General features: G+C 64.0%; 22 protein-coding genes. 8 read left to right on the plus strand and 14 right to left on the minus strand.

Translation table 11 applies throughout. From position 1 onward, the window contains the following. Nucleotides 1-137 precede the first annotated feature (137 nt). The 4 genes from ACX80C_RS08235 (at nt 138) to ACX80C_RS08250 (ending at nt 2711) form a co-directional block, all read left to right on the plus strand. Complete coding sequence (locus tag ACX80C_RS08235; RefSeq protein WP_459325975.1) at nt 138-392, plus strand: hypothetical protein; 255 nt, start codon at nt 138-140, stop codon at nt 390-392. Nucleotides 393-479: 87 nt separating this feature from the next. Further along, nucleotides 480-1919: a lipase maturation factor family protein gene (locus ACX80C_RS08240; RefSeq protein ID WP_459325976.1), complete on the plus strand. Its 1440-nt coding sequence runs from the start codon at nt 480-482 to the stop codon at nt 1917-1919. Between the two features lie 55 nt (nt 1920-1974). After that, nucleotides 1975-2298, plus strand: coding sequence for a hypothetical protein (locus ACX80C_RS08245; protein WP_459325977.1), 324 nt, complete (start codon nt 1975-1977; stop codon nt 2296-2298). After that, nucleotides 2295-2711, plus strand: coding sequence for a YybH family protein (locus ACX80C_RS08250; RefSeq protein ID WP_459325978.1), 417 nt, complete (start codon nt 2295-2297; stop codon nt 2709-2711). The genes ACX80C_RS08245 and ACX80C_RS08250 overlap by 4 nt, the downstream gene beginning before the upstream one ends. On the opposite strand, the gene ACX80C_RS08255 is transcribed toward ACX80C_RS08250, so the two are convergent. The 4 genes from ACX80C_RS08255 to ACX80C_RS08270 form a co-directional block, all read right to left on the minus strand. After that, on the minus strand, nt 2695-3327 hold the full coding sequence (locus ACX80C_RS08255) for a Pr6Pr family membrane protein (RefSeq protein ID WP_459325979.1): 633 nt from the start codon (nt 3325-3327) through the stop codon (nt 2695-2697). The two genes, ACX80C_RS08250 and ACX80C_RS08255, sit on opposite strands and share 17 nt — an antisense overlap. A 113-nt stretch (nt 3328-3440) precedes the next feature. Then, nucleotides 3441-5372, minus strand: coding sequence for a S8 family peptidase (locus ACX80C_RS08260; protein WP_459325980.1), 1932 nt, complete (start codon nt 5370-5372; stop codon nt 3441-3443). A 489-nt stretch (nt 5373-5861) separates the two neighbouring features. Next, on the minus strand, nt 5862-7394 hold the full coding sequence (locus ACX80C_RS08265) for a DUF6297 family protein (protein ID WP_459325981.1): 1533 nt from the start codon (nt 7392-7394) through the stop codon (nt 5862-5864). Then, nucleotides 7394-8083 carry an ABC transporter ATP-binding protein gene (locus ACX80C_RS08270; protein WP_459325982.1) on the minus strand — a complete coding sequence of 230 codons (690 nt, stop codon included), beginning with the start codon at nt 8081-8083 and terminating at the stop codon, nt 7394-7396. Before ACX80C_RS08270 ends, ACX80C_RS08265 begins: the two co-directional genes overlap by 1 nt. A gap of 88 nt (nt 8084-8171) precedes the next feature. Between ACX80C_RS08270 and ACX80C_RS08275 the strand changes: the two genes are divergently transcribed. From ACX80C_RS08275 to ACX80C_RS08285, 3 genes are all read left to right on the plus strand, one after another. Beyond that, nucleotides 8172-9446 carry a multidrug effflux MFS transporter gene (locus tag ACX80C_RS08275; protein WP_459325983.1) on the plus strand — a complete coding sequence of 425 codons (1275 nt, stop codon included), beginning with the start codon at nt 8172-8174 and terminating at the stop codon, nt 9444-9446. A gap of 12 nt (nt 9447-9458) precedes the next feature. Next, nucleotides 9459-10355, plus strand: a complete 897-nt coding sequence (locus ACX80C_RS08280; RefSeq protein ID WP_459325984.1) for a ribonuclease Z — start codon at nt 9459-9461, stop codon at nt 10353-10355. A 503-nt stretch (nt 10356-10858) separates the two neighbouring features. Beyond that, nucleotides 10859-12394 carry an HNH endonuclease gene (locus ACX80C_RS08285; protein ID WP_459325985.1) on the plus strand — a complete coding sequence of 512 codons (1536 nt, stop codon included), beginning with the start codon at nt 10859-10861 and terminating at the stop codon, nt 12392-12394. Between the two features lie 154 nt (nt 12395-12548). Here the strand turns inward: ACX80C_RS08285 and ACX80C_RS08290 are convergent, their stop codons facing one another. Together ACX80C_RS08290 and ACX80C_RS08295 are read right to left on the minus strand one after the other, a co-directional pair. After that, nucleotides 12549-13049: a DNA alkylation repair protein gene (locus ACX80C_RS08290; protein WP_459325986.1), complete on the minus strand. Its 501-nt coding sequence runs from the start codon at nt 13047-13049 to the stop codon at nt 12549-12551. 18 nt (nt 13050-13067) lie between these two features. Beyond that, complete coding sequence (locus tag ACX80C_RS08295; protein ID WP_459325987.1) at nt 13068-13559, minus strand: antitoxin; 492 nt, start codon at nt 13557-13559, stop codon at nt 13068-13070. A 173-nt stretch (nt 13560-13732) separates the two neighbouring features. Between ACX80C_RS08295 and ACX80C_RS08300 the strand changes: the two genes are divergently transcribed. Then, nucleotides 13733-14296, plus strand: coding sequence for an SRPBCC family protein (locus tag ACX80C_RS08300; protein ID WP_459325988.1), 564 nt, complete (start codon nt 13733-13735; stop codon nt 14294-14296). Between the two features lie 9 nt (nt 14297-14305). On the opposite strand, the gene ykgO is transcribed toward ACX80C_RS08300, so the two are convergent. The 8 genes from ykgO to ACX80C_RS08340 form a co-directional block, all read right to left on the minus strand. Beyond that, nucleotides 14306-14428, minus strand: a complete 123-nt coding sequence (gene ykgO, locus ACX80C_RS08305) for a type B 50S ribosomal protein L36 (protein WP_026544400.1) — start codon at nt 14426-14428, stop codon at nt 14306-14308. Between the two features lie 34 nt (nt 14429-14462). Continuing rightward, nucleotides 14463-15554, minus strand: a complete 1092-nt coding sequence (locus tag ACX80C_RS08310; protein WP_459325989.1) for a GTP-binding protein — start codon at nt 15552-15554, stop codon at nt 14463-14465. Nucleotides 15555-15632: 78 nt separating this feature from the next. Beyond that, complete coding sequence (locus ACX80C_RS08315) at nt 15633-15863, minus strand: hypothetical protein (protein ID WP_459325990.1); 231 nt, start codon at nt 15861-15863, stop codon at nt 15633-15635. Between the two features lie 159 nt (nt 15864-16022). Beyond that, nucleotides 16023-17267, minus strand: a complete 1245-nt coding sequence (locus tag ACX80C_RS08320; RefSeq protein ID WP_459325991.1) for an ABC transporter permease — start codon at nt 17265-17267, stop codon at nt 16023-16025. Next, complete coding sequence (locus ACX80C_RS08325; RefSeq protein ID WP_459325992.1) at nt 17264-18145, minus strand: ABC transporter ATP-binding protein; 882 nt, start codon at nt 18143-18145, stop codon at nt 17264-17266. Before ACX80C_RS08325 ends, ACX80C_RS08320 begins: the two co-directional genes overlap by 4 nt. Nucleotides 18146-18279: 134 nt before the next feature. Further along, nucleotides 18280-18972, minus strand: coding sequence for a response regulator transcription factor (locus ACX80C_RS08330; protein WP_459325993.1), 693 nt, complete (start codon nt 18970-18972; stop codon nt 18280-18282). Between the two features lie 100 nt (nt 18973-19072). Further along, nucleotides 19073-20419: a histidine kinase gene (locus ACX80C_RS08335; protein ID WP_459325994.1), complete on the minus strand. Its 1347-nt coding sequence runs from the start codon at nt 20417-20419 to the stop codon at nt 19073-19075. 149 nt (nt 20420-20568) lie between these two features. Next, complete coding sequence (locus ACX80C_RS08340; protein ID WP_459325995.1) at nt 20569-21738, minus strand: cation:proton antiporter domain-containing protein; 1170 nt, start codon at nt 21736-21738, stop codon at nt 20569-20571. Between the last annotated feature and the right edge of the window lie 164 nt (nt 21739-21902).

Below are 21902 nucleotides of genomic sequence, written 5' to 3' on the forward strand. Positions count from 1 at the left end.
GCATGAATCGTAACGCAGGAGGCCGGCCAGCTTCCGGCTCTTATCCACACGCTCCCCGGCCGCTTCCAAATGATTTCGGCCTGACGCCCGCTGCTGGTTGAATCGCTGGGAAGGAACCGCAGACAACCGGGAGATATATGACGAGTAAAGAGAACGACAGCGAGGCTCCGAGCCCGACAGGAAGCCGGACGCGCTGGAGCACTGCTCTGATGCTCGGCATGATCTGGGCCGCACTCACCCTAGGAATGCGCGCCATCTGGGTCGAACCAGTCAGATTTGTCGACGTTGTTATTTATGGAGTTGGGGGCCTTCTCTTTGCAACCATCTGGCTCTGGTTCATGCGCCTCGGCGAAGCCAGCAAACGCAAGCGGCAATTAAGAAGCAACACTTGATGGGCTCGCAGTTCTCCGAAGCGCAACACCCACGCAACGCCGAGCACACCCCTTGACGCAGCAACTCACCCGAACAATCGTTGAAGCATGGACTGGCTCGACGCCGACGGGTACGAGATAGGCCGGCAGATCCTCCAGCGCGGGGTCGCCGCCATCTACCTGATCGCGTTCGTCTCTGCCATCAACCAGTTCCCGGCCCTGCTCGGCGAACGCGGACTCCTCCCCGCGCCGCGGTTCATCGAGCGCGCCGGCAAGCGCGCAGGGCCCACACTGTTCCGCTGGCGCTACTCGGACCGGCTACTCAAAGGAGCCTGCTGGATCGGCTCCGCCATCGCCGCCCTCCTAATAGCAGGCCTGCCCCAGACTGGCCCGCCCTGGCTCCCGATGCTCGCGTTCCTCGTGATGTGGGCGCTCTACCTCTCGATCGTGAACATCGGCCAGGTGTTCTACGGTTTCGGCTGGGAAAGCCTGCTGCTCGAAGCAGGGTTCCTGGTGGCGTTCCTCGGCTCGAACGACGTCGCTCCCCCGCTCCTGACGCTCCTCGCCATCCGATGGCTGGTGCTCCGCCTCGAGTTCGGCGCAGGGATGATCAAGATTCGCGGCGACCGCTCCTGGCGCGACCTCACAGCCCTCTACTACCATCACGAAACCCAGCCCATGCCGAACCCGGCCAGCCGGTTCTTCCATCTCCTGCCCAAACCGTTGCACCGCATCGAGGTTGCGGGAAACCATTTCACCCAACTCGTGGTGCCGTTCTTCCTCTTCGCGCCCCAGCCGATAGCAGGGATAGCCGCGGTCATCGTCATTGCCACCCAGGCCTGGCTCGTGATCTCCGGCAATTTCGCGTGGCTGAACTGGATCACCATCGTCCTCACGTTCGGCGCCGTCCCCGATTCCTTCTACGAGGCCCTCTTCCAGGTCACCGTTGAGCCAACTTACGGGCGGACGCCGGTGTGGTTCGCCGTCGTCGTCGTACTGATGGCCGGATTCATCGCCTACCTGAGCTGGCAACCGCTGCGGAACCTGTTCGCGAAGCGCCAGCTCATGAACGCCAGCTTCAACCGCTTCCATCTGGTCAACGCGTACGGCGCGTTCGGGAGCGTGACGAAGGTCCGGTACGAGGTGATCATCGAGGGCACCATCGACGACGGCAATCCCGGCTCACGGTGGCGCGAATACGAATTCAAGGGCAAGCCCGGCGACCCCGGCCGCATGCCCCGGCAGTACGCGCCGTACCATTTGCGGCTGGACTGGCTGATGTGGTTCCTTGCATTGGGGTCCGACGGCGGTTGGTTCACCCCGCTACTCGTGAAGCTTCTGGAGGCCGACCCGAAGATCCTGAAACTCCTCCGCCACGACCCGTTCGACGGCGAACCTCCCCGCTACATCCGCGCCCGGGTTTTCCGCTACCGCTTCAGCACCCGCGAGGAAAAGCGGTCTACAGGCCTGTGGTGGATGCGGGAGCAGTCGGGCACGCTGGTGGATCCGGTCTCGTTACGATCGGACCACGAACACCCGGCCGCCTAGCACTGCCGGACCAACGCTGCTTGAATGGAAGAACGACTATTCAAGGGGGAACGTCATGACCTTCACCAAACTCCTGCTGATCGGCGGCACGTCACTTCTCGCCGGATTCTTCCTGCTCCTGGCTCCGCTGGCCGAGATCATCAACGGCACGGCTGACGGACTGGCCTGGTTCCTCGCCGCTATCGGCGCCTTCCTGCTGCTGGAGGGCATCGTCATGTTCTTCCTCGGCCTCCAGGCACGCAAGCGCGACCTCAACCGTCCCCGCACCTACGGCCAGGATGAAGACGGCAAGCCCTTCGAAGATGACCGCCCGCACAACGCCCACCAGTACCCCGGCGCCGGCGTGCAGGGTCAGGCCGGCTTCGACGGAATGCCGTGAACGAGGTCGAGACCTTTCCGCAGCGTTACGCCGCCGCCGTCCGCGCCAAGGACGTCGGCGGCTTGCTTTCCCTGTACGACGACGGCGTCCGCCTCTTCGATCTCTGGGTCGTCTGGAGCCACGAAGGTGCGTCCGCCTGGCGGACATCCGTGGAGGAGTGGTTCGGCTCGCTGGGCGAGCAGAGCGTGGGCGTCGATTTCGCCGATGTGCAGACGACCGTCACGGACACACTGGCCACCCTGCACGCGATCATCACTTACCGGGAGGTCAGCAGTACCGGTGAGGAACTCGGTTCCATGCAGAACCGGCTGACGTGGGTCCTGCAAAAGTTCGACGACGGCTGGAGGATCGTTCACGAACACACCTCCGCGCCGGTCGACTTCGAAACCTCGAAGGTCATCCTCCAGCGGTAACGGCACCCGCGTGCTGAACTCTGTTCGCGATCCAGCGCACCAGCAGTGCCAGCACCGCAAACGCCACCACCAGCGCGGCGCAGTACAGCGCGACGCCTCCGTACCGCTGCACGGTCGGGTCCAGGAATGGGTAGGGGTAGAACCCGACCGCCGCTCCGCGAATCAGCGAGTAGAGGACATAGACCACGGGAAAAATCATCCACACGAAGACGGTCCGCAGGCTGATTCGTGACCGGGGCGGCCACACGATCCAGTCGACCAGCACGGCCAACGGCATCACCATATGGTGAACTGTGTTGATCCAGGGCAGCAGTCCACCGAGATCAACATCGCGAAGCAGCGTGTTGAACACAACGCCCACGAAGACCATGTAAACAACCGACCCACCGCGGATGGCGACGTCGGCGTCGTTGGTCTGATAGTTCCGTGCCAGGCGGACCGCACTGATGATGAATACAAGGCTGGCAATGATGTTGGAGAGAATCGTGAAGTAGCTGAAAAAGTTGACGGCACCGAAATCCGAGTTCAGCGAGATCGTGAGCTGTACGACGACGCCGGCAAGGGACAGCGCCGCGAACACCAACCGAAAGGCGATCACCAGGTTCTTCCTCGTCATGCTCGAATAGTAGCCGCGCGAGGCCGGCCAGGACTGGAAGAGCCGGTTAATAACCGAAGAAGCCGCCGACCGCACGTGGGGGTGCGGTCGGCGGCCTCTCTATTCCGGGACCTCTACCTGGTGGTCACCGAAGTGTCATCGATGCGGAACACGGTTGCGTAGGAGTAGTCCTCCACACCGAGGAAACGCAGCTTGACGGTCTTGCCCTTGTACGCAGAGAGGTCGAGAACCTTCTCGGCGTAGCCGGACGACTTGTCCCGGTTCGAATAGGTGGCAAGGGTCTTGGTTGAGGACCCGTCGATCACCTGCACCCGGAGCGTGTCGTAGGCGTAGGATGTGCCCTCGTTGCTGGCGACGTTCAGGAAGAAGTTCAACGAAGCTGCGGAGACGTTAGCCGGAATGGTTACCGACTGGTCCAGTGTGTAGGAGCTGGACCGTCCGTAGCCGTTCAGCCCCGCATACCCGTTGCCGGTACGTGCGCTTGCACCGCTCTCGAAGGTGTCGGCGTAGTTCGACGTCCAGGACGCGCCGCCCTCTTCGAAGCCTGCGTTCTTCAGCAGGTTGCCGGAGGGTTCCGGGTCCGGATCCGGGTCGGGATCGGTTCCGCCGCCGAGCAGGGCCAGCGTGGCCGCTGCGTCTGCGAGGCCGGCACCGCAGCCGCCGGAGCAGCCGCCGGGAAGGGTGCGTGCGCCGTCCTTGAGCGTCGCCTCGACCTGGGCGGGGGTGATGTCGGACTTCGCACCGACCATGAGTGCTGCCAGACCCGCGATGTGGGGGGCGGCCATGGAGGTGCCCTGGTAAGAGGCGTAGCTCTCGCCGGCCGGCGTCGTCGAACCCGCATTCAGGGTCGAGAGGATGCCGCCCGCAGCGCCGCTGCGGGTGTCGCCGCCGGGTGCGGTGACGTCGATGAGTGAACCGTAGTTCGAGTAGTACGAGCGCCCACCGTTGATGTTGCTGGCCGCAACGGCAATAACGGAGTTGCAGTTCGCCGGCAGCGAGCCGGAGACATCCACATTGCTGTTACCTGCGGCGACCACCACTGAGGTGCCGCGGGATACCGCGCCGTTGATTGCGCTCTGCATGGAGCTGCTGCAGGACCCGCCGCCGCCAAGGCTCATGTTGATGACGTCCGCCGGGTTAGCATTCGCCGGGACACCGGGAACGGTGCCGCCGGAGGACCAGATAATGGCGTCGGAAATATCCGACAACGAGCCGCCGCACTTGGCAAGAACGCGTACCGGAACCACCTTCGCGTCCGGTGCGACGCCTGCTACTCCCTTGGCGTTGTTGGTCACTGCCGCGACAGTGCCGGCGACGTGCGTGCCGTGCCAGGATGAGCGGCCAGCCGAACCCTGGCCGCATTCGCCGGCACCGTACCAGTCGCCTTCGTCCTGGGCGTTGGCGTCGCGGCCGTTGCCGTCGCGGGCGGCTGAAGCATCCGAGACGAAGTCGTAGCCGGGCAGGATGTTGCCGTTGAGGTCAGAGTGGGAAGTGATGCCGGTGTCGATGACCGCAACCACGGCGCCGCCGCCGGTGGAAGTGTCCCAGGCACCGGGTGTGCGCATACCGTTCTGGCCGGTGAAGTCCCACTGCTCGTTGTAACGGGTGTCGTTGGGCTCAAGGAGCGGCTTCAGCATGATATCCGGCTCAACGGATTCAACGGTGCCGGACGCGACGAGGTCCTTCATGAAGTTCTTCGCGTCTTCTCCGGCCAACGGCTTGCTGGAGGAGATCAGGGTGGCGCCGGTTGCGAGGGTGCGGACTTCCTTGACCGAGACTCCCTGCTCCTTTGCAGCGAGGCCCCACGCATTTGCGCGGCCCTTGGCGTTTGCGTTTGCAGCCGACGCTTTGTAGGTCACGATGAACTTGTTGTAGCTTTCGCCTTCCGCGACGTTCTGAACGAACGCGGTTGCCTTTCCGGCCTCAGCTTTACCGCTGGGGTTTGGCGCGGCGATCACAGGGGAAGCAACGAAAGTCATCGCACCGACCGCCGCAGCGACGGACAGTGCGAGGAGCCCCTGCTTCCTCGATTTGGAATTACCCATTGAACTGCTTTCTCTCGTCCCGAATCGATTGGATTCCGGGAGGTGGGAATGATGGTGGTTCTCGGCAGGTGAACCGGGAGCCGATGTAAAAGTACGAGTGTTTTTGCAAGGTGTAAATACCTCCCAGGCAAATTGAACAAGTTCGCCCAAAAGTGATGCGGTCACGCTCTTTATACGGTATGTGATAGCCGTCACCTTCTCGATATCAAACGTTCGCCAGCGCGCAACCGACGCAGATCCCGGGCGTAGATTGGCGGGGATCGTTTCAAGAGCGATTTAGTCACTCGTTTAGATATTTTCGTTGTGCTTTTAGCATGCAGATGACTCTGTGCATATAGGCCGTGGCTGAATTAGTACGTAACCCGACGCCGTTGATGAAGTTTTATTTTTTTCCCTGCAGAAAATGTGGGGAAGCGGTAAAGTCAGCCCGCTGTTTCACTTCAATGCTCAATAAAAGTACGACGCCGCCCGCTCACGGTGAGCGGCCAGCTATACGTCCCCTTCACCCTTGGAAGCGGTCATAGCGACCACCAGGAACACGAGCCCGCTAACCACCGCCTGCGCAATCAGTACCGGCAGGAGTACCGTGCCGACGTACAGCGTGAGGAGCACGGGGATCAGGCTGAGTACGATGACGTCGACGCCCCGCAGGGAGGCTGCAAACTGCGCCCGCGGCACCGGCCCGAAGGGAGTTTCGACCGGCGGTGCTGTCCAGTCCGTCGGAGGCCGCGTGGCGCCGCGGACAGAGCCCGCACCCATTCCCACACCGGCGAGCGCCGCCAGCGGAATGAGCAGTGGTCCGGCCGCGCCGAGGAGGACGAGCACCGCGCCAAGCAAGGCCATCCAGGCCACCATTGCGACGGCAGGCATGAAGGCCCTGCTCGAGCGGACCATCGTCTGGCTGACCGGAACCAGTCCGCCGAGTTCGGGAACCAGAGCGGCCCGCCGCGCTACTGCACCGAACCCCGATGCCGTCGCACAGCCGGCGACCACAATCGCTGCCAACTGGGCGAAGACCGGCAGGCCGCCGTCCACCAGCATCACTGCAACGCACACGGCCAGCCAGGCGAGCGCCGTCGTCGGCGTCCTATGAAGGCGAAGGAAGGCGACGACGTCGGCGCGCAGCAACGCGACGGCGGGCCGTCGGGTGGGGCGCGCGTAGAAGCGCGCTCCGCGGCCCTGGGCTGAACGAGCGCCGCTGCTGAGGGCGCGCAGTACCTCGTTCGAGTTTCCCAGGAAAATTGAGGCGCCAACGTGTCCGGATACCCCGCCTGCACGCAACAGGTCAGCACCCGGAACGGTGCCGGCGAGCGGTGAGATCACGCGAAGCAGGACGACGGCCAGCGCCAGGCCCAGCACGGACGTCCAAATTGACGGCACCAACACCACCCCCGCAGCGCTGCCCGCCAGGAGCGCGGCAGGCACAAGGACCCGCAGGACTCCCCCGCCCGCTTTCAGCTGCAGCAGCGCAGCTACCCCAAGCGCGGCCGCGGCGAGTGCGCCGAACGTCGCCGCCGCCAACCCGTGTACAGCGAGCGGCCGGTCAAGCTCGGTCAGGACGCTGAACGGCAGGTACAACACCACGGTCCCGAGGCCCACCGCAACGGTCCGTTTCAGGAACGGCCGCCACACCATGGGCCGCCTGTCGACCGGCAGCGGCAGCCACCACGCGCTCTCGGGCCCGCCGAGCGCGATCGGCCCCAACCGCCGGCCCAGAAGTACGACGACGGCGAGCACCGCGAACGTCAGCAGCACCCACAGCGCCTGGTCCGGGACGACGAGAACCGGGTTCGGGATGATGCCGCTGCCGGCCGATGTTCGATCAAGGAACTCACCGCGCAGCGCCAGCACAAACGACGTCGCAAGCGCCGCGGCACACGCTAGTGCAAGCACGCTCGTGTACACGTCGATGAAGAGGTCCCCGAACGAGGTTCGTGCACGGTTGTAGCGGCGCGAGGACCGCCGGGTGAAGCGGACGACGTCGACGGCGGAGCTCACCTCCTGTGCGGGCGCCGCGCCCATCAGGAGCCCGCGATGATCGCCGCGCCGCGTTCCGGGGCGGAGTGCGTGACTTCGTCGTCGATCACCAGGCAGTTGGTGGCGGTGCTGGTCAGCAGCTGCGGATCGTGGGTGACGAGGACAACCGCGCAGCTGCCCTCGGCCATTGTCCGGATGCGGTGTCCCAGTGCCTCCCGCATCACGGGGTCCAACCGCTGCTCCGGCTCGTCGAGGATGAGCAGGGAGGCCGGGCGCAGAAGCCCTGCAGCGAGGAGGGTGCGACGTCGTTGTCCGGAGGAAAGCTGCTCCGGGACGACGTCGGCCCGCTCATTCAGCCCGAAGAAATCCAATTCCTCCTCCACAACCGCTTCGGGTTGGGGCAGCGAGTGTCCGCGCGCTACGAGGAGCAGGTGTTCGCGGACCGTGAGGGAGGGAAAGAAGAGGTCCTCATCGAAAACTGCGGACACCTCTCGGCGAAAGGGTACGGCGTCGGGGTTTGCCAGGAGCCCGTGCACTTTGACCTCGCCCGAGATCGGGTTCTGCCTCGCGGCCAGGGTGCGTGCCGCCGTCGACTTCCCCGCGCCGTTGAAACCGACGACGCCGAGAACCTCCCCTGCGCTGACGCTCACCGAGAATTCCCCGCACACCGGTGCGCCCGCATAGCCGACCAGGAGGCGCTCAGCCTCCAGTACGGTCCCCCTGGTTTCACCCATCTACCCTATCGGGCCTGTGCCGGACGCCGGGTTCGTAACGTTTCAGAACATCGCCCATGCGCCCCTCCACAGGACTAGAGTTGCGCAGGTGAGTTCCACCCCTGCGCAGCCAGCGCAAACACCCCGCTACAAGCCCGGCATCAAATACATCCTCATGCTCGGCGCCCTCGCCGCCCTGCCTGCCATCACCACGGACATGTATCTGCCGTCGCTTCCCGCGGTGGCCGAGGATCTGCGGGCGAGCCAGGCGGCGGTCCAGTTCACGCTTTCGGGGATGCTGCTCGGTGGCGGCGTCGGGCAGCTCGTCATCGGTCCGCTCTCTGATCGCTTCGGGCGGCGGAAGCCTCTCATCGTTGGAATCCTGCTGCACGTTGTGATCTCGGTGCTCTGTTCCATCGCTGGGGACATCGGCACGCTCATTGCCCTGCGCGTGCTGCAGGGGTTCTTCAACGCAGCAGCCTCCGTGGTGGCGATCGCCGTGATCCGTGACCGGTTTGTCGGCTCGGACGCCGCGCGACTCCTGTCCCGGCTGATGCTGGTGATCGGCGTCGCCCCGCTCTTCGCGCCGACAGTGGGCCAGGCAATTGCCGGTCTGTGGGAATGGCGTGCCGTGTTCTATGCCCTGGCCGTGATCGGGCTGGTGCTCGTGGCAATCGTCTGGCGGTGGATGCCGGAGACGCTTCCGGAGGAACGACGCCGGCCCGGTCACGTGGGCCATATCGCCGGCGGTTACTGGCACCTATTGCGCAACGTGCGGTTCATGTCGCTCGCGGTCATCCCCGGACTGGGGCTCGGCGTGATCATGAGCTACGTGGTCGGCTCGCCGTTTGTGTTTCAGGACGAGTATGGGCTGAGCCAGACCCAGTTCGCACTGGTGTTCGCGCTGAACGGGGTGGCCCTGGTGGCCTCCGCGCAGCTCAATGCGACCCTGGTGCGCAAGGTCTCATCGGCCCGCCTGCTGCGGGCGGCGGCTGTGGTGCAACTGGTGTTTGCGCTTGTTCTGGTGGCTGTTGCCGCATCCGGTTTCGGCGGCGTCCTCGGCCTCATGATTGCGTTGTGGCTGGTACTCGGCACCCAGGGAATGATTCCGGCGAACGCCTCAGTTCTCGCGCTGAGCACGTACGGGCATATGGCCGGAACCGCCGCCGCAGTGATCGGTGCGCTGCAGTCCGGTGTTGCCGGCGTCGTCAGTCCGTTGGTGGGACTACTCGGCGGAAACTCGGTTTCCATGGCCGTAGTGATGCTCGGCGCCTGCACCCTGACGGTGGTGGTTCTGCTTGTTGGAACCCCCGTTTTCCGCAGGGGCGGCTGGATGAGACTGGACACCTACGAGCAGGTCGAGTCTGTCCGGCCCTCGAAGTGACAGACTCGTGCCATGCGTGAACTCGTGATCCTTGGCACCGCCTCGCAGGTTCCCACGCGCACACGCAATCACAACGGCTACCTGTTGCGCTGGGACGGCGAAGGGCTGCTGTTCGATCCGGGGGAAGGCACGCAGCGGCAGATGACCTATGCGGGTGTGTCCGCGACCGACATCAACCGCATCTGCCTCACCCACGTCCACGGCGACCACTGTTTCGGCCTGCCCGGCGTGCTCTCGCGCATGGTGCTCGACGGCGTTCACCACCCCGTTTACCTGCACTATCCGGCCTCGGGTGAGGAGGTGGTCCGGGCGCTGATTTCACTGGCCTCTCCGGGTCTCGACCTGCGGCTGCAACCTCATGGCTCAGCTGGTTCCATCGCCGACGGTCTCACTGTGGAGCCTCTTCGCCACCGAATCGAGGCGTACGGGTACCGGCTCACCGAACCCGACTCGCGCACGCTCCTGCCCCGCCGGCTCGCAGCCTTGGGGATCACCGGGCCCGACGTTGGGCGCCTTCAGCGCGAGGGCCGGCTCGCCGACGTCGTGCTGGATGACGTTAGCGTGCCGCGTCCGGGGCAGAGCTTCGCGTTTGTCATGGACACCGCCGAATGTTCGGGTGCCGAGGCACTGGCCGACGGCGTTGACCTCCTGGTTGCCGAGTCAACCTTCAGCGACGACGACGCCGACCTCGCCGCCCAGTACCTTCACCTCACCGCAGGGCAGGCTGGTGCCCTCGCGGCCCGCGGCGATGCGGCAACGCTGGTGCTCACGCACTTCTCGTCGCGGTACCCGGATGTCGGGGTGCTGGCGGAGCAGGCAAGGGCCGCCGTCGCTTCTTCGGACGTCTTGGTGGTTGCTGCCGAGGATTTAGACCGGATTCCGTTTCCGAAACGGCGGCGTGCTGTGTAGTCCCTTGCTCGGCCGGTCCGTCTCGATTAACCAGTCAGCTTGCCGGTCCGCTCGGTGGGGAATTCGTCCCAGGTGCGCGGCCGCGATCGCGGGCCGGTCCGGCTGGCCGGTCCGGCTGGCCGGTTCCGGCTGGCCGCTCTGGAATGTCTTCCCAGGTGCGCGGCCGCGATCGCGGGCGGTTGCGTGCGGGCCCGACCGGCTGCACTGAAACGCCTTTGTCACACCGTTCGTCTGCGGCGTTCGCTGCACTGGACGGAACCGGCTCCCTTGTTCGCTGTGGGCATAATCTGGTCGCTTGTCACCGGGCCGATTCTGTCAGTGGCGGGTGATGGACTGAAGTCATGAACGGATCAGCGACTACAGAAACGGGTTCCCCTTCCGGTTCCCCCTCCAGGGAGGCAGGTGGTGCTACCTGTCCGTGCCTGCGGGGTGCCGCTTGTGATGGTCTGTTCTGCACCGGTCGAGATCCCTTCATGAACGGTTACTCCACGGACAATTCCTCCGTGGACGCTTCATCCGTGGACGATTCCTACGGGGATGGGTCCGGTGTCAGCTCCTCAGCGGATGAGGATGCGCCCGACGGCGTGGAGGCCGCCGGACCAGAGGCGCTAGTGCAGTTGCTCATCGAGCAGCATCCACGGCTGCAAGGATTACCCGACGCACTGGATTTGCTAAGGGCTGCTGACCGGCTCACCTCTTGGGTTGCCGCGCAGCAGGCGGAACTGATCGCGCAGGTCTACCACCACGTGAACGGGCACGAGATGTTCCGAACCGGGTTGGAACGCCCGGGGACAGGTTTCACCTACACCGCCCAAGAGATCGCACCCCTGCTGCGGGTACCGGGCCGGACCGCGCAGCAGATCCTCAGCGAAGCGCTCACCCTGTGCAAGGATCTACCGGCCACCTGGGAAGCCCTCGAAGCCGGGACACTCAGCCCCGTCCAAGCCCAGGTCATCGTCCAGGAAGCCGGGACCATCCCCACCGAAGCAATACCGGACTACGAGGAGGAAATTTTAGGCACCGCGGGGGCGTTGACGCGCCCCAAACTGGCGCAGCGGTGCCGCCGGCTACGGGAGGAACTACACCCCGAGTCGATCATCGAACGCCGCAAACGGGCGGTGAAGGACCGCGCCGTCACCATCCAACCGGAGCAGGACGGTATGGCCTGGCTCGGCGCGTACCTACCCGCAGAGCAAGCGCACGGGATCTACAACCGGGTCAACACCGCAGCCCGCTCCCTGCAAAACCCGGACGAACCACGCACCCTCAACCAACTCCGTGCCGACGTCTTCACCGACGTCCTCACCCACACCTGCACCGGAAACCCGAAAAACGGCACCGGCCACCGCGGCATCAACGCCAACGTATACCTCACCGTCCCCGTCATGACCCTCCTCGGACACCCCAAACACGACTGGCAAAACACCTCCGACGGCGGCGTCGCAGGATCGAGCACAGCAACTGGCGACAACGTGGGCGTGGGAGACCTCGACCCCGGCGATATCGATGTGAACGGTGCCGGTTGGGACGCTGCGAATCCGATAAGGGATGATTCGAATGGTGCTGACCCCAGTGCCGGCGTGCGTGCTGACGCCCCGGACCTGGAGGGCTGCACGAACGGCCTACTGGACGGATACGGGCCCATCGACCCGGAAACAGCCCGAAACCTCGCGGCGCACGCACCCAGCTTCACCAGAATCCTTGTCCACCCCGAAACCGGTGCAGTCCTCAGCGTCGGCAGGGAGAAATACCGCCCACCCAAACACCTCCAGGACTGGGTAAGAATCACAAACCCGACATGCATCCATCCCGGATGCAACCGATCATCCTGGACTTCGGAAATCGACCACACCGTCCCCTGGGCCCACGGAGGCACAACCAAATTCAGCAACCTCGCGCCTCGGTGCAAACTCCACCACGCCCTCAAAACCAACGGCATCTGGGCAGATTTCACAACAGACCCATCCGGTGCAGTACACAGCACCTCACTCGCCGGCAAAACCTACACCACGCTCCCCGAACCACCACCACCCTTCTAAGTCGAGCGGTGTGGGGGCGCAGTAAGCGCTCGAATCCCGAACATCAAGCGTGACTGCAGCTACGCCCTGATGCCGAAGATAGCCGCGCCCTGCTGCATGGCGGGCGCGGGCGCCAACATCGCTGCCGCACGCATGCGCCACCATCGCGACTGCATCAGCGGTGTACCTTGTTCGGCCCGGATGTCCTGGCAAGGTGTGCTGCCCGCCGGAGAAGTGGTTCCGCGTCTCTTGACCAGCGGTCAAGAACGACGTCAGCCTTCGCTCGGTCCTGTCCACTAAATTCCGCAATCAATGGACGAACGACGTCTGCTGACAACGGATCAATGAGAGCCTCCACCACAGCACTGCGGAGAAAGCCTTCGATTCTCGTGAAGTCGGAGGTGCGCAACAAACGCAGGTTGGACTGCAGCAGAACCACGGCTGCAAGGCGTCGCTCGAAAACCGGCATGTCCCAGAGTTCGGAGCTGAGGAAAACGACGTCGTCGTGCGTTAGGTTCCGGTACTTCCGGAGCGCGTCACGAACCGTTCCACGCACCGCGCCGACGGACGCGCCGTAGTAGCGCAGTCCGTCGTCGAGCGCGTTAAGATCCTCCGCACGTTCCCAGGACGCCTCCCGTTGCAGCGCGGCATCAATGAAGTCGGCTGCGTCGCTCAAGATTCGTTTCTCAAGGGATCAAGGGCGGGGAGTTCCGGGATCGTTGCGGTTAATGGGGTTGTCCCGGCTCGCTGGATCATTCGGGTTGGAGGGATCATTGGTGGCCGCGGGACCAGTGGGACCGTTCGAATCTGTGGAATCCGCCGGCGTCGTAGGGCCGCTAGTGCCGGAAGCGCTGGGACTACCACCGGTGCCGCTGGGAGTGCCGTGAGTGGTGCCCGCGCCCGGCGTGCCAGCCGGACCCGGAGTACCCGGAGTGCCGTCAGGGCCAACAGTGCCAGCCGGACCGGCGGTACCGTCCTCGCCTCCCAGATGCTTCTGCGCCTGCCCGCGTGCGTTCTGGATCTTGTCCTGGTGCTTGCCCTTTGTAGCCTTGTCCGCGGCATCGGCTACCCGGTCCACAACCTTGCCGCCCATCTCCCTGGTCTTGGGGTTATTGAGGGCCTCGCGGACCTTGGGGTTACGTGCAAGGTCCTTCGCGATCTTGCCGAGCGATCCGAATCCAGCCATGACGGTTCCTTCTTTCGTTTCCGCGGTCTCTTGGTAGTCCAACGTCGCTGCAAGGAAAAAATATCCCGGCAAGGAACGAAGAACGGTTCCCTCCCCGTATCCTGCACTTGGAAAGGTAGCGCAATGGCAACGCATCCGTACACCCTCTCGAAGTTCCGGCCGAGAGTCGAAACATGATGGAACTCCTGCCGCAACGCGCGCCCTGGTGGTGGTACCCTGGAACGAGTGGCGGATCGAGTGACAGTCTCATCCCCCGGCAGTTCCCGGTGTCCCGTCCGGGACAGCACTGGATCCGCGCCATCGACATCCATGCACCTGCCGAGGAGCTTTTCGCCTGGGTCACCCAATTGCGCAGGGCTCCCTACAGCTACGACTGGGCCGACAACTTCGGACGTCGAAGCCCGCAAGCTATCGACCGCAGCCAAATTCACATTTCCGTGGGCGATCCAGTCATGACCATCTTCACCGCCGTCGCGGTCGTGCCGGGGAAATCGATCACGCTGAGCATGAACGAGGGAATGCCTATCTCCCTGTTTGGGGCGCTCACGGTCCACTATGAAGTGGAATGCATAGGTTCAAACTCCCGCCTCATCGTGGAAATGGTGGTTCCGTTGCCTCCCGGACCGCTGAAGTCAATCCGCCGGTATGCCCTCGCCTGGGGCGATCTGTTCATGATGCGCAAGCAACTGAAGGAGTTGAAACGGCTGGCCGAGCTGTCGGCGTCGAGGGCCTGTTGATAACCGCACTTACCCCTGGCGCGCTTTCATCCGCGGATTCTTCTTGTTGATCACAAAGGTACGGCCACGGCGCCGGACCACCTGTGCGCCAGGAACCTTCTTGAGTGCTCGAAGCGAATTGCGTACTTTCACGGGTCTCCTTGGGTCGGACGAATTGACTGGTTTTCTAGTTGGGCGTTTTCAGGTTGAACGGGTCCGAGAACGCCTCTGCGCCGGCCGCCATCTCGGCGTCGGTCAGTTCGCAGCCGGTAATCAGCGCCCGAATTTCATCCGCATCGATCTCCTCGCCGGTGACCGCAAGGACGCTGCCACGCTCACCGAAGTAGGGGAACCACGCGGACTGGCCATCGGAGTCCGGCTGAACAGGTTCCGGCCGCCACGGTCCGGTGTTCTCCAGCCACACCCGCGGCCCGATCCCCTGCACTGCGATGCAGCTCTCCGGTGCCGCTGCAACCCAAAGACGCCCACGGAGCCAGCAGCATCCTGCCGCCAATTCCGCGAGAGCCTTGCGGAACCGTTCGGGGTGCAACGGACGGCGTGCAGTTTGCACCACGGTGCAGAACGACGACGACGGCAGTCCGGCCGGCACACGCACGGTACCGGGAGCGGAGCGAAGGAGCGCCGCCGTCAGGTTGTGATGGCCTGTACGGAGCGGCTCCTCGATCGCGGTCAGTTCTGCATGCGGCGCAAGATGCTCAATAAGGTGCACACCGCGTCGTCGTTCCTTGGGGTCCACCGGAATCAGTGCAGGCTCCGCGAGGATCACGGTGTCGCAGAATGAGAGTTCACCGATGAGAAACTCACCGGGCGTACGGTTATCCCACGGCACAGGCGTGAACCCTGACTCGAACAGCGTGTGGTGATCCCAGATCTGATCTTCAACTGCATCCGGTGAACAGGCCAGAGCCACGGAATCGATACTGAATGGCCGCGTGATGCCGTGGTGCAACGCCTCGACGGCAGTTTCGCCCGTCACCGCCGGGGGCAGCCCAAGCACGATGTTCTCAACCCCGCGCGCGAGCAGGTGCTCGACCGTGGGCACCACGTCCAGGCGAACGGTGCAGCTCAGACAGCCGTGCTCGAGGATGGTCTCCTCACGCTCGATCAGCTTCTCGCCTTCGAAGATCCGGCGGATTACCCGCCCCTCCTCGAGGAGGTCATGAAGAACGACGACGGCGCCCGGCAGCGTCCGGCCGGCAGCCTCGCAGGCCTGCTGGCGGCAAAAGGAATCGAGTGAACTGACGATGGTGATGAACACATCGTGGACTCTACATGAGAATGGTTCGCATTAAGAAATTGGTTCGGTGGAACCGGGGAAGCCTCGGACGCAGTGCTCCTATGGGTGAGTGCTGCTCTGACTTTCGGCGGTCGCGGCGTCGTTTGTCCTGCGACCTTCACGCCCGCGGCGCACCGCCTCGATTCCGAGCGTGACGAGTATGGCGAACACAATCACGCTTCCCCACCGCAGCAGTGTCGGCACATTGAAGACCAAATCAAGCACGCCGGCCAAGATGAAGGACGCGATCACGACGATGAGGATCTGCAGCTTGTCCCGTTTGTTCTTCATGTCCCGACCCTAGCAAGACCGCCGAAGAGAAACTGCCCGCAGCGCCAGTACTGCCGGTTCGAATCGGGAGTACTGAACGTGCGGGCAGTTTCTGTGCCGCCCCACAAACGCGTGCCGCCCCGCAAACGCGCCTGAAGCTGCACCGCCGGCGTGCCGCCCCTACTGCTCCAGCTTCATCGCTTTCCGCAGCGACAACGCTCCGCCGCCCTGCATCACCGCTCGCCGGTAGATCTTCTCGCCGAGGTAAATCAACGCAACGGCTGCCGCCAGGGCAAGCACCAGCGAAAGCAGGGGCTCCCACAGGGCGACGTCGGAGTTCAGCATGCGGATCGGCATCGCCACCGAGGACACCACGGGCACATAGGACGCCACCACCAACAACTGACCCTTCGCAAAGAGTCCGGCGAAAAGCGCCGCGAAAATCAACGCCATCACCGGCGTCGAACTGCTGCTGAGGTCCTCCGGCCTGCTGGCCAGTGATCCCAGCACTGCCCACATAGCCGCGAGGATGAGGAAGCCGAAGAGGAAGAACACCATGAACCAGCCCGACGCCGGAATGATGCTTCCGGCCAACTCCGCCGTGCCCGTCAGGTTCAGTGCAAGCAGCGCCGCCCCGCCGTACAGGGCGAGCTGCAGCATCGCGAGCGCCGTATTTCCCAACACTTTCCCGTACAGCAGCTGACGGATCGGGATGGCCGTTGCAAGGATTTCGACAACCCGGTTCTGCTTCTCCTCCACAACCGAGTTGGCGATCGCCATTCCGAAGATGATGGACGCCATGTAGAACAGGAAGCTGAAGACAAACCCGGCCACCTGTGCGAGTGCCTGATTCTCGGCGTTGCCCTCCAGCAGCGACTCCTCAAGCTCGGAACCCTCCAGCAGCTCCCCCGGTGTGGTGCCCGTAGCGGCTGCATTCGCCTGCAGCGTGTAGGTTTCCAGCGACGCACCCACCGCGGTCCGCAGCCCGGACGGAACCTCGTTCAAGCCAGTGAGTGTCCACCCGCCGTCGTCGTTCTGTATCAGCGCCACGTCCGCTTCTTCCGCCCGCACCTGCTCCAGTGCGGCGTCGTCGGAGTCGGCCGTCACGGCGGTGAAAGTGGTGTTGCTGTCCTCGGCCCGGGCCTCCTCGTCCGCAAGCTCGATCACGGACTGACCGGCGTCCGAGGCCACGGCGACAGCGAAATCCTCACCGCGGCTGGACATATAGGCGTTGAACACCACTCCGGCGACAATGAGGGCAACGGTAACGATCGTGGAAATCGCGAACCCGCGGTCCTTGGCCTTCACCGTGACCTCGCGCAGCGTGACGATCAGCCACGGCGGCTGACCGCTCGAAGAGGACGACGACGGCGCATGCTGCTCCCGTTCCTGTTGCTTGTTCTGGGACTTCGTTTCGGTACTCACTGGGATACCTCCCGGTAGATTTCGCTCAGGCTCGGCCTGATCCGGCTGAATTCGTGCACGCTGCCGCGTGACATGGCGGCGGTCAGGAGGCGCTGCGCGGCGTCGTCGTTCTCCAGCTCCACAACGGCGTCCTTACCGGCGACGTCGATCACCGTCACGCCTGCTTCCTCCCGCAGCCAGCCTGCGTCCGGGGAGACAGTGATCCGGTGGCGGCGGGGCGCCGCGGCGCGCAGTTGGTCGCCGGTCCCCGAGGCCACGAGGCGGCCCTTCTGCAGCACCACCAGGTTGTCGCACAGACGGTCCACCAGGTCCAACTGGTGGCTCGAAAACAGGACGGGCACGCCCTGGTCCGTGTGTTCGCGAAGCAGGTCCACCATCGAATCCACGGCGATCGGGTCCAACCCCGAAAACGGCTCGTCGAGGATGAGCGCCGACGGCCGGTGCAGCAGCGAGGCCGCGATCTGCACCCGCTGTTGGTTACCGAGCGACAGCGACTCGAGCTTGTCCTTCCCGCGGTCGCCCAACTGGAAGCGTTCGAGCAGGTCGAGCGCACGTGCGCGGGCGTCCTGCTGGCTCATCCGATGCAGCTGACCCAGGTAGACCAGCTGGTCCAGGATGGGCTGCTTCGGATACAGGCCGCGCTCCTCCGGCATGTATCCGAACGTCGAACGGTCCTGAGCGGTGACCGGATGCCCGTCCACCAGCACCTCGCCCGCATGAGCCGTGAGCACACCCATGATCATGCGCATGGTGGTGGTTTTGCCGGCACCGTTCGCGCCCACAAAACCGGTCATCTTCCCCGAGGGGACGGTAAAGGTGACGTCGTCGACGGCGGTATTCTCGCCGAAGCGCCGGGTCAGGTTATTCACCTGCAGCATGGGTTCTTCCTCCCGTTTGGTCCTACTGCACTCAAATCTAGTGAGGCGGGACCGCAAAGGGATGAGTCGAAAGGGTGAACCCTTCCTCCCCCGGACGGATGAAACCAAACCAAAGCCGGGTAGGCCGGGAGTGTTTACTGCCCCGGACGAATGAGGCCGCTCTCGTACGCGAAGACCACAGCCTGCACCCGGTCGCGAACCTGGATCTTGGCCAGCAGGGAGGACACGTGGGACTTCACGGTTGCCTCGGCGAGGAAGAGTCGCGTCGCCAACTCGGCGTTGCTCAGCCCCGACGCCATGCAGACGAGAACCTCCTTCTCGCGCTGGGTTAGCGAATCAAGAAGCTTCCGTTGATGTTGCTGTTCTGCGGTAAGGGGTTTCTCGGACGGTGCGTTGCCGTGCAATTGTTTGGCGAACCGCTCGATCACCCGCACGGTGACTTCCGGAGCCAGCAGAGCATACCCGCCGGCGACGGCGTGGACCGCACTGATGAGATCCTCCGGTTCGGCGTTCTTGAGCAGGAACCCGCTGGCGCCGCCGCGGATCGCATCGAAGAGGTAATCGTCGCGCTCAAAGGTGGTGAGGATAATGACCTTTCCCCGCCCTGCCCCGGTGATCAGCTCGGTTGCACGGATCCCGTCGAGCACCGGCATCTGGACATCCATGAGGATGACGTCAACGTTGTTGGCCGCAGCGAAATCCACCGCCTCCTGGCCGTTGGTCACCTGGCCCACCACCTCGATGTCGTCCTCCACCGAAAGCATGGTGGCGAAGCCGGCGCGGACCAGCCCCTGATCGTCGGCGAGCAATACCCGAATCGTGTCCATTGCACCCATTCTTGTCTGTTTCTTCGCCTGAGTTCTCACGACAGCGGGAACCGTGCCCGAACCCGCCAGCCGCCCTGGGACCGTGGACTGTGTCGCTGGCTCACGAAATCGGGAACCTCGCCCGAACCCGCCAGCCGCCCTGGGACCGTGGACCGATCTCCGCCGTCCCGCGGTGCAACGCCACACGCTCACGGATTCCCTGCAACCCGTAACCTGATCCGGTAACATGCGGCCGATGCCGCGGCTTGCCGTTGTCCACCGTCTCAAGCTCCACCCAGCGCTGCCCGTCCGTCTGCCCCGTCCGCAGGGTCATCACCGCACCCGACGCCGTCGAATGCCTGCGAACGTTCGTCAGCGCTTCCTGCGCCGTCCGGTACAGCGAGAGGGACAGCGGAGCCGAGACATCATCGAGCGCCCCCGGCACGTCTTCCACCCGGGCGAAGGAGATGTCGAGTCCAAGGTCCCGCTGGCTCTCGACCAGCACCCCGATGTCCGCAAGACCCGGTTCCGGGCGGCGGGCGGCGTCGTCGTCAATGTGTGGAACCAGGGTGTCCGAGCGCAGCACGCCCAGGAGGTTCCGCATGTCCGTCACGGCCTGGCGGCTGGCCTGCTCGATGGTGCGCAGCGACCCCGCGGCGACCTCAGGCTTCCGGTCCAGCACGCGGCGGGCAGCTCCCGCCTGCACGCCGATCACTGACACGTGATGAGCGACGACGTCGTGCAGCTCGCGTGCGATCCTTAGCCGCTCCTCGATGACCGCGCGGCGGGCCAGTTCTGCGGACTGGCGGGCGATCTGCTCGGCCTGCTCCCCCAATTGCGTGCGCTGCAGCGCGTTGCGCCACGACGACATGCCCGCAAGGATCGCGCCGCCGAAGTAAGCGATGTTGACCACGAAGTTGTACAGCGCTGCCGAGGTCAACGGCTCGAGGAAACCACGCGCCCGCTCGCCCTCGTCACGTACCTGCTCAAGCAGGCCGTCGTAGGCGTTCGAGACCGTTAGCGTCAGGATCAGGAACAGGGTCATCGAAACAACGACGACGGCGGTACCCAACCAGAGCACGCGGCGGTCCTTCGCCCACGCCACCGCTGAATAGAGGGACGCGAAATATGCCACCTGGTAGGAGAGCTGGATGGACACTATGGGAATCCAGAGGCTGAGAATGATGAACAGGGCCGACATCACCAGCATCACGGCCACCGGATAGCGTCTCCGCAGCACCAACGGGAGAATCATCAGCGCGAGCACAAGGTGCTGTTGCCAAATGGGATTCTCCGCCTCGGCCAGCATTCCGAACCCGCGGATCAGCTCGAGCGTGACCGCACTGACCAGAAAGAACACGACGACGCCGGTCACATCCCGGCGCAATTGGTCCCGTGTAGGGCCCGGCCGCTCCCACCGGTTCTCCTCGAAATCGGCGGATGTCAGCCGGTTCAGTACTTTCAGCATGGTTGGTGCAGGCCTTCCGGTTGTTCCTGCGCCAGTGTAGCCAGCGGCACCGACATTCCGGCTCCCCCGCAGGATCTAGGCCAAAGGGATGAGGGTTTTCCCTTCATCAACCGCCTGGCTTGTCGACCTGCTGAGCCCTTTCAGGCTCGCTAGCCCGGCGGTGTACTCAACTTCTTCGCGATCAGCACGTCCGTCGACGAGTGCGCCAGGATCGACAGGACAATTGCAAGCGCGGCAAGATGGAAAACCTGGTCGGCGAACTCGATGCCGGATTGCAGGACGAGCAGCCCGTAAACCACCGAGGCAAAGCCCTTTGGACCGAACCACATCGCCGCTATGCGTTGGCCGCGGGGGAGATTCGTGCCAACGAAAGACGCCAACAGCGCGAGCGGACGGGCAACGAGGAGCGCAAGCAACGCAAACAGCCAACCGGCGAAAGGGATCTCCTCGAAGAGGAACGCCGGCGTAATCAACGCTCCGAACACCAGGATGGCAGCCAGTTTGAGCAACTCGGTTACGAGTTCACCGAACTGCTCGAACTCGTCACGAAACTCCGGCCGGACGGTAGCTATGGTGACCCCCGCCGCGAATGCTCCGAGGAACAGGTTGGCGTGCGTGGCTGTGCAGATTGTCAGCACCAGCAAGCCAATGGACACCGTTACCAATGGCTCCAGATGACGTTCCGCGCTCAGAAAGGGAAGCCGTTCCAGCGCCAGAACAAGAAGGGGAATTACCACTCCGACAATGATGCCGAGCAGGATCTCCTCCGTCAGTTGCCATCCTCCGGCGTCCGTGCCGCCGGCGATAGCCAAAAGTACCAGGACGATCGGAAGCGCCAGACCGTCGTTGATACCCGACTCCACATTGAGCAGATGACGCAGCCGGCCCGGGACCTCCTTGCGTCCCACGATGGCGGATGCAAATACCGGGTCTGTGGGAGAAAGTACGGCGCCGAGCAGAAACGACTCAAGCCACGGCAGCCCCGCGACGTAGTGAGCCAGGACGGCGGTGACCAGAAGGGTGAGAGGCAGCCCGAGAACCAATGCCCTGCCGGGCAAACGCCAGGCGGCCCGCAAGTCCCGCAGGCCCACACGCATCCCGTCTGTGAATAGGACGGAAAAGAGAGCGAGCTCTGAAAGGATCAGCACCACGGGGTCGCCTGACTCGACGGTGATGACGTCGAGAACCCCCTGTCCGAGCAGGAAGCCTGCCAACAGGAAGAGCACGGCTGTGGAGATAACCGTGCGGCTGGCTCGCTCGGAAATGAGCACGCCCGCCAGCAGCACGACGGCGAAGCTCAGTCCCAGCGCCGGGTCCATCTAGCGTTCTCCTACTGCGGACCGGGACCCTTGTCGCGGTCCAGAGCACAAGGACGCCAGGAGCCGGACAGCATCAATTGGGGAACCGATCATGGTCCAATTGTGTCAAACTGGGCCGGAACGTGAGCGGACTAACAACGCTTTTACGTGCGGCACCACCGCGC

The organism is Arthrobacter tecti, from assembly GCF_054511355.1.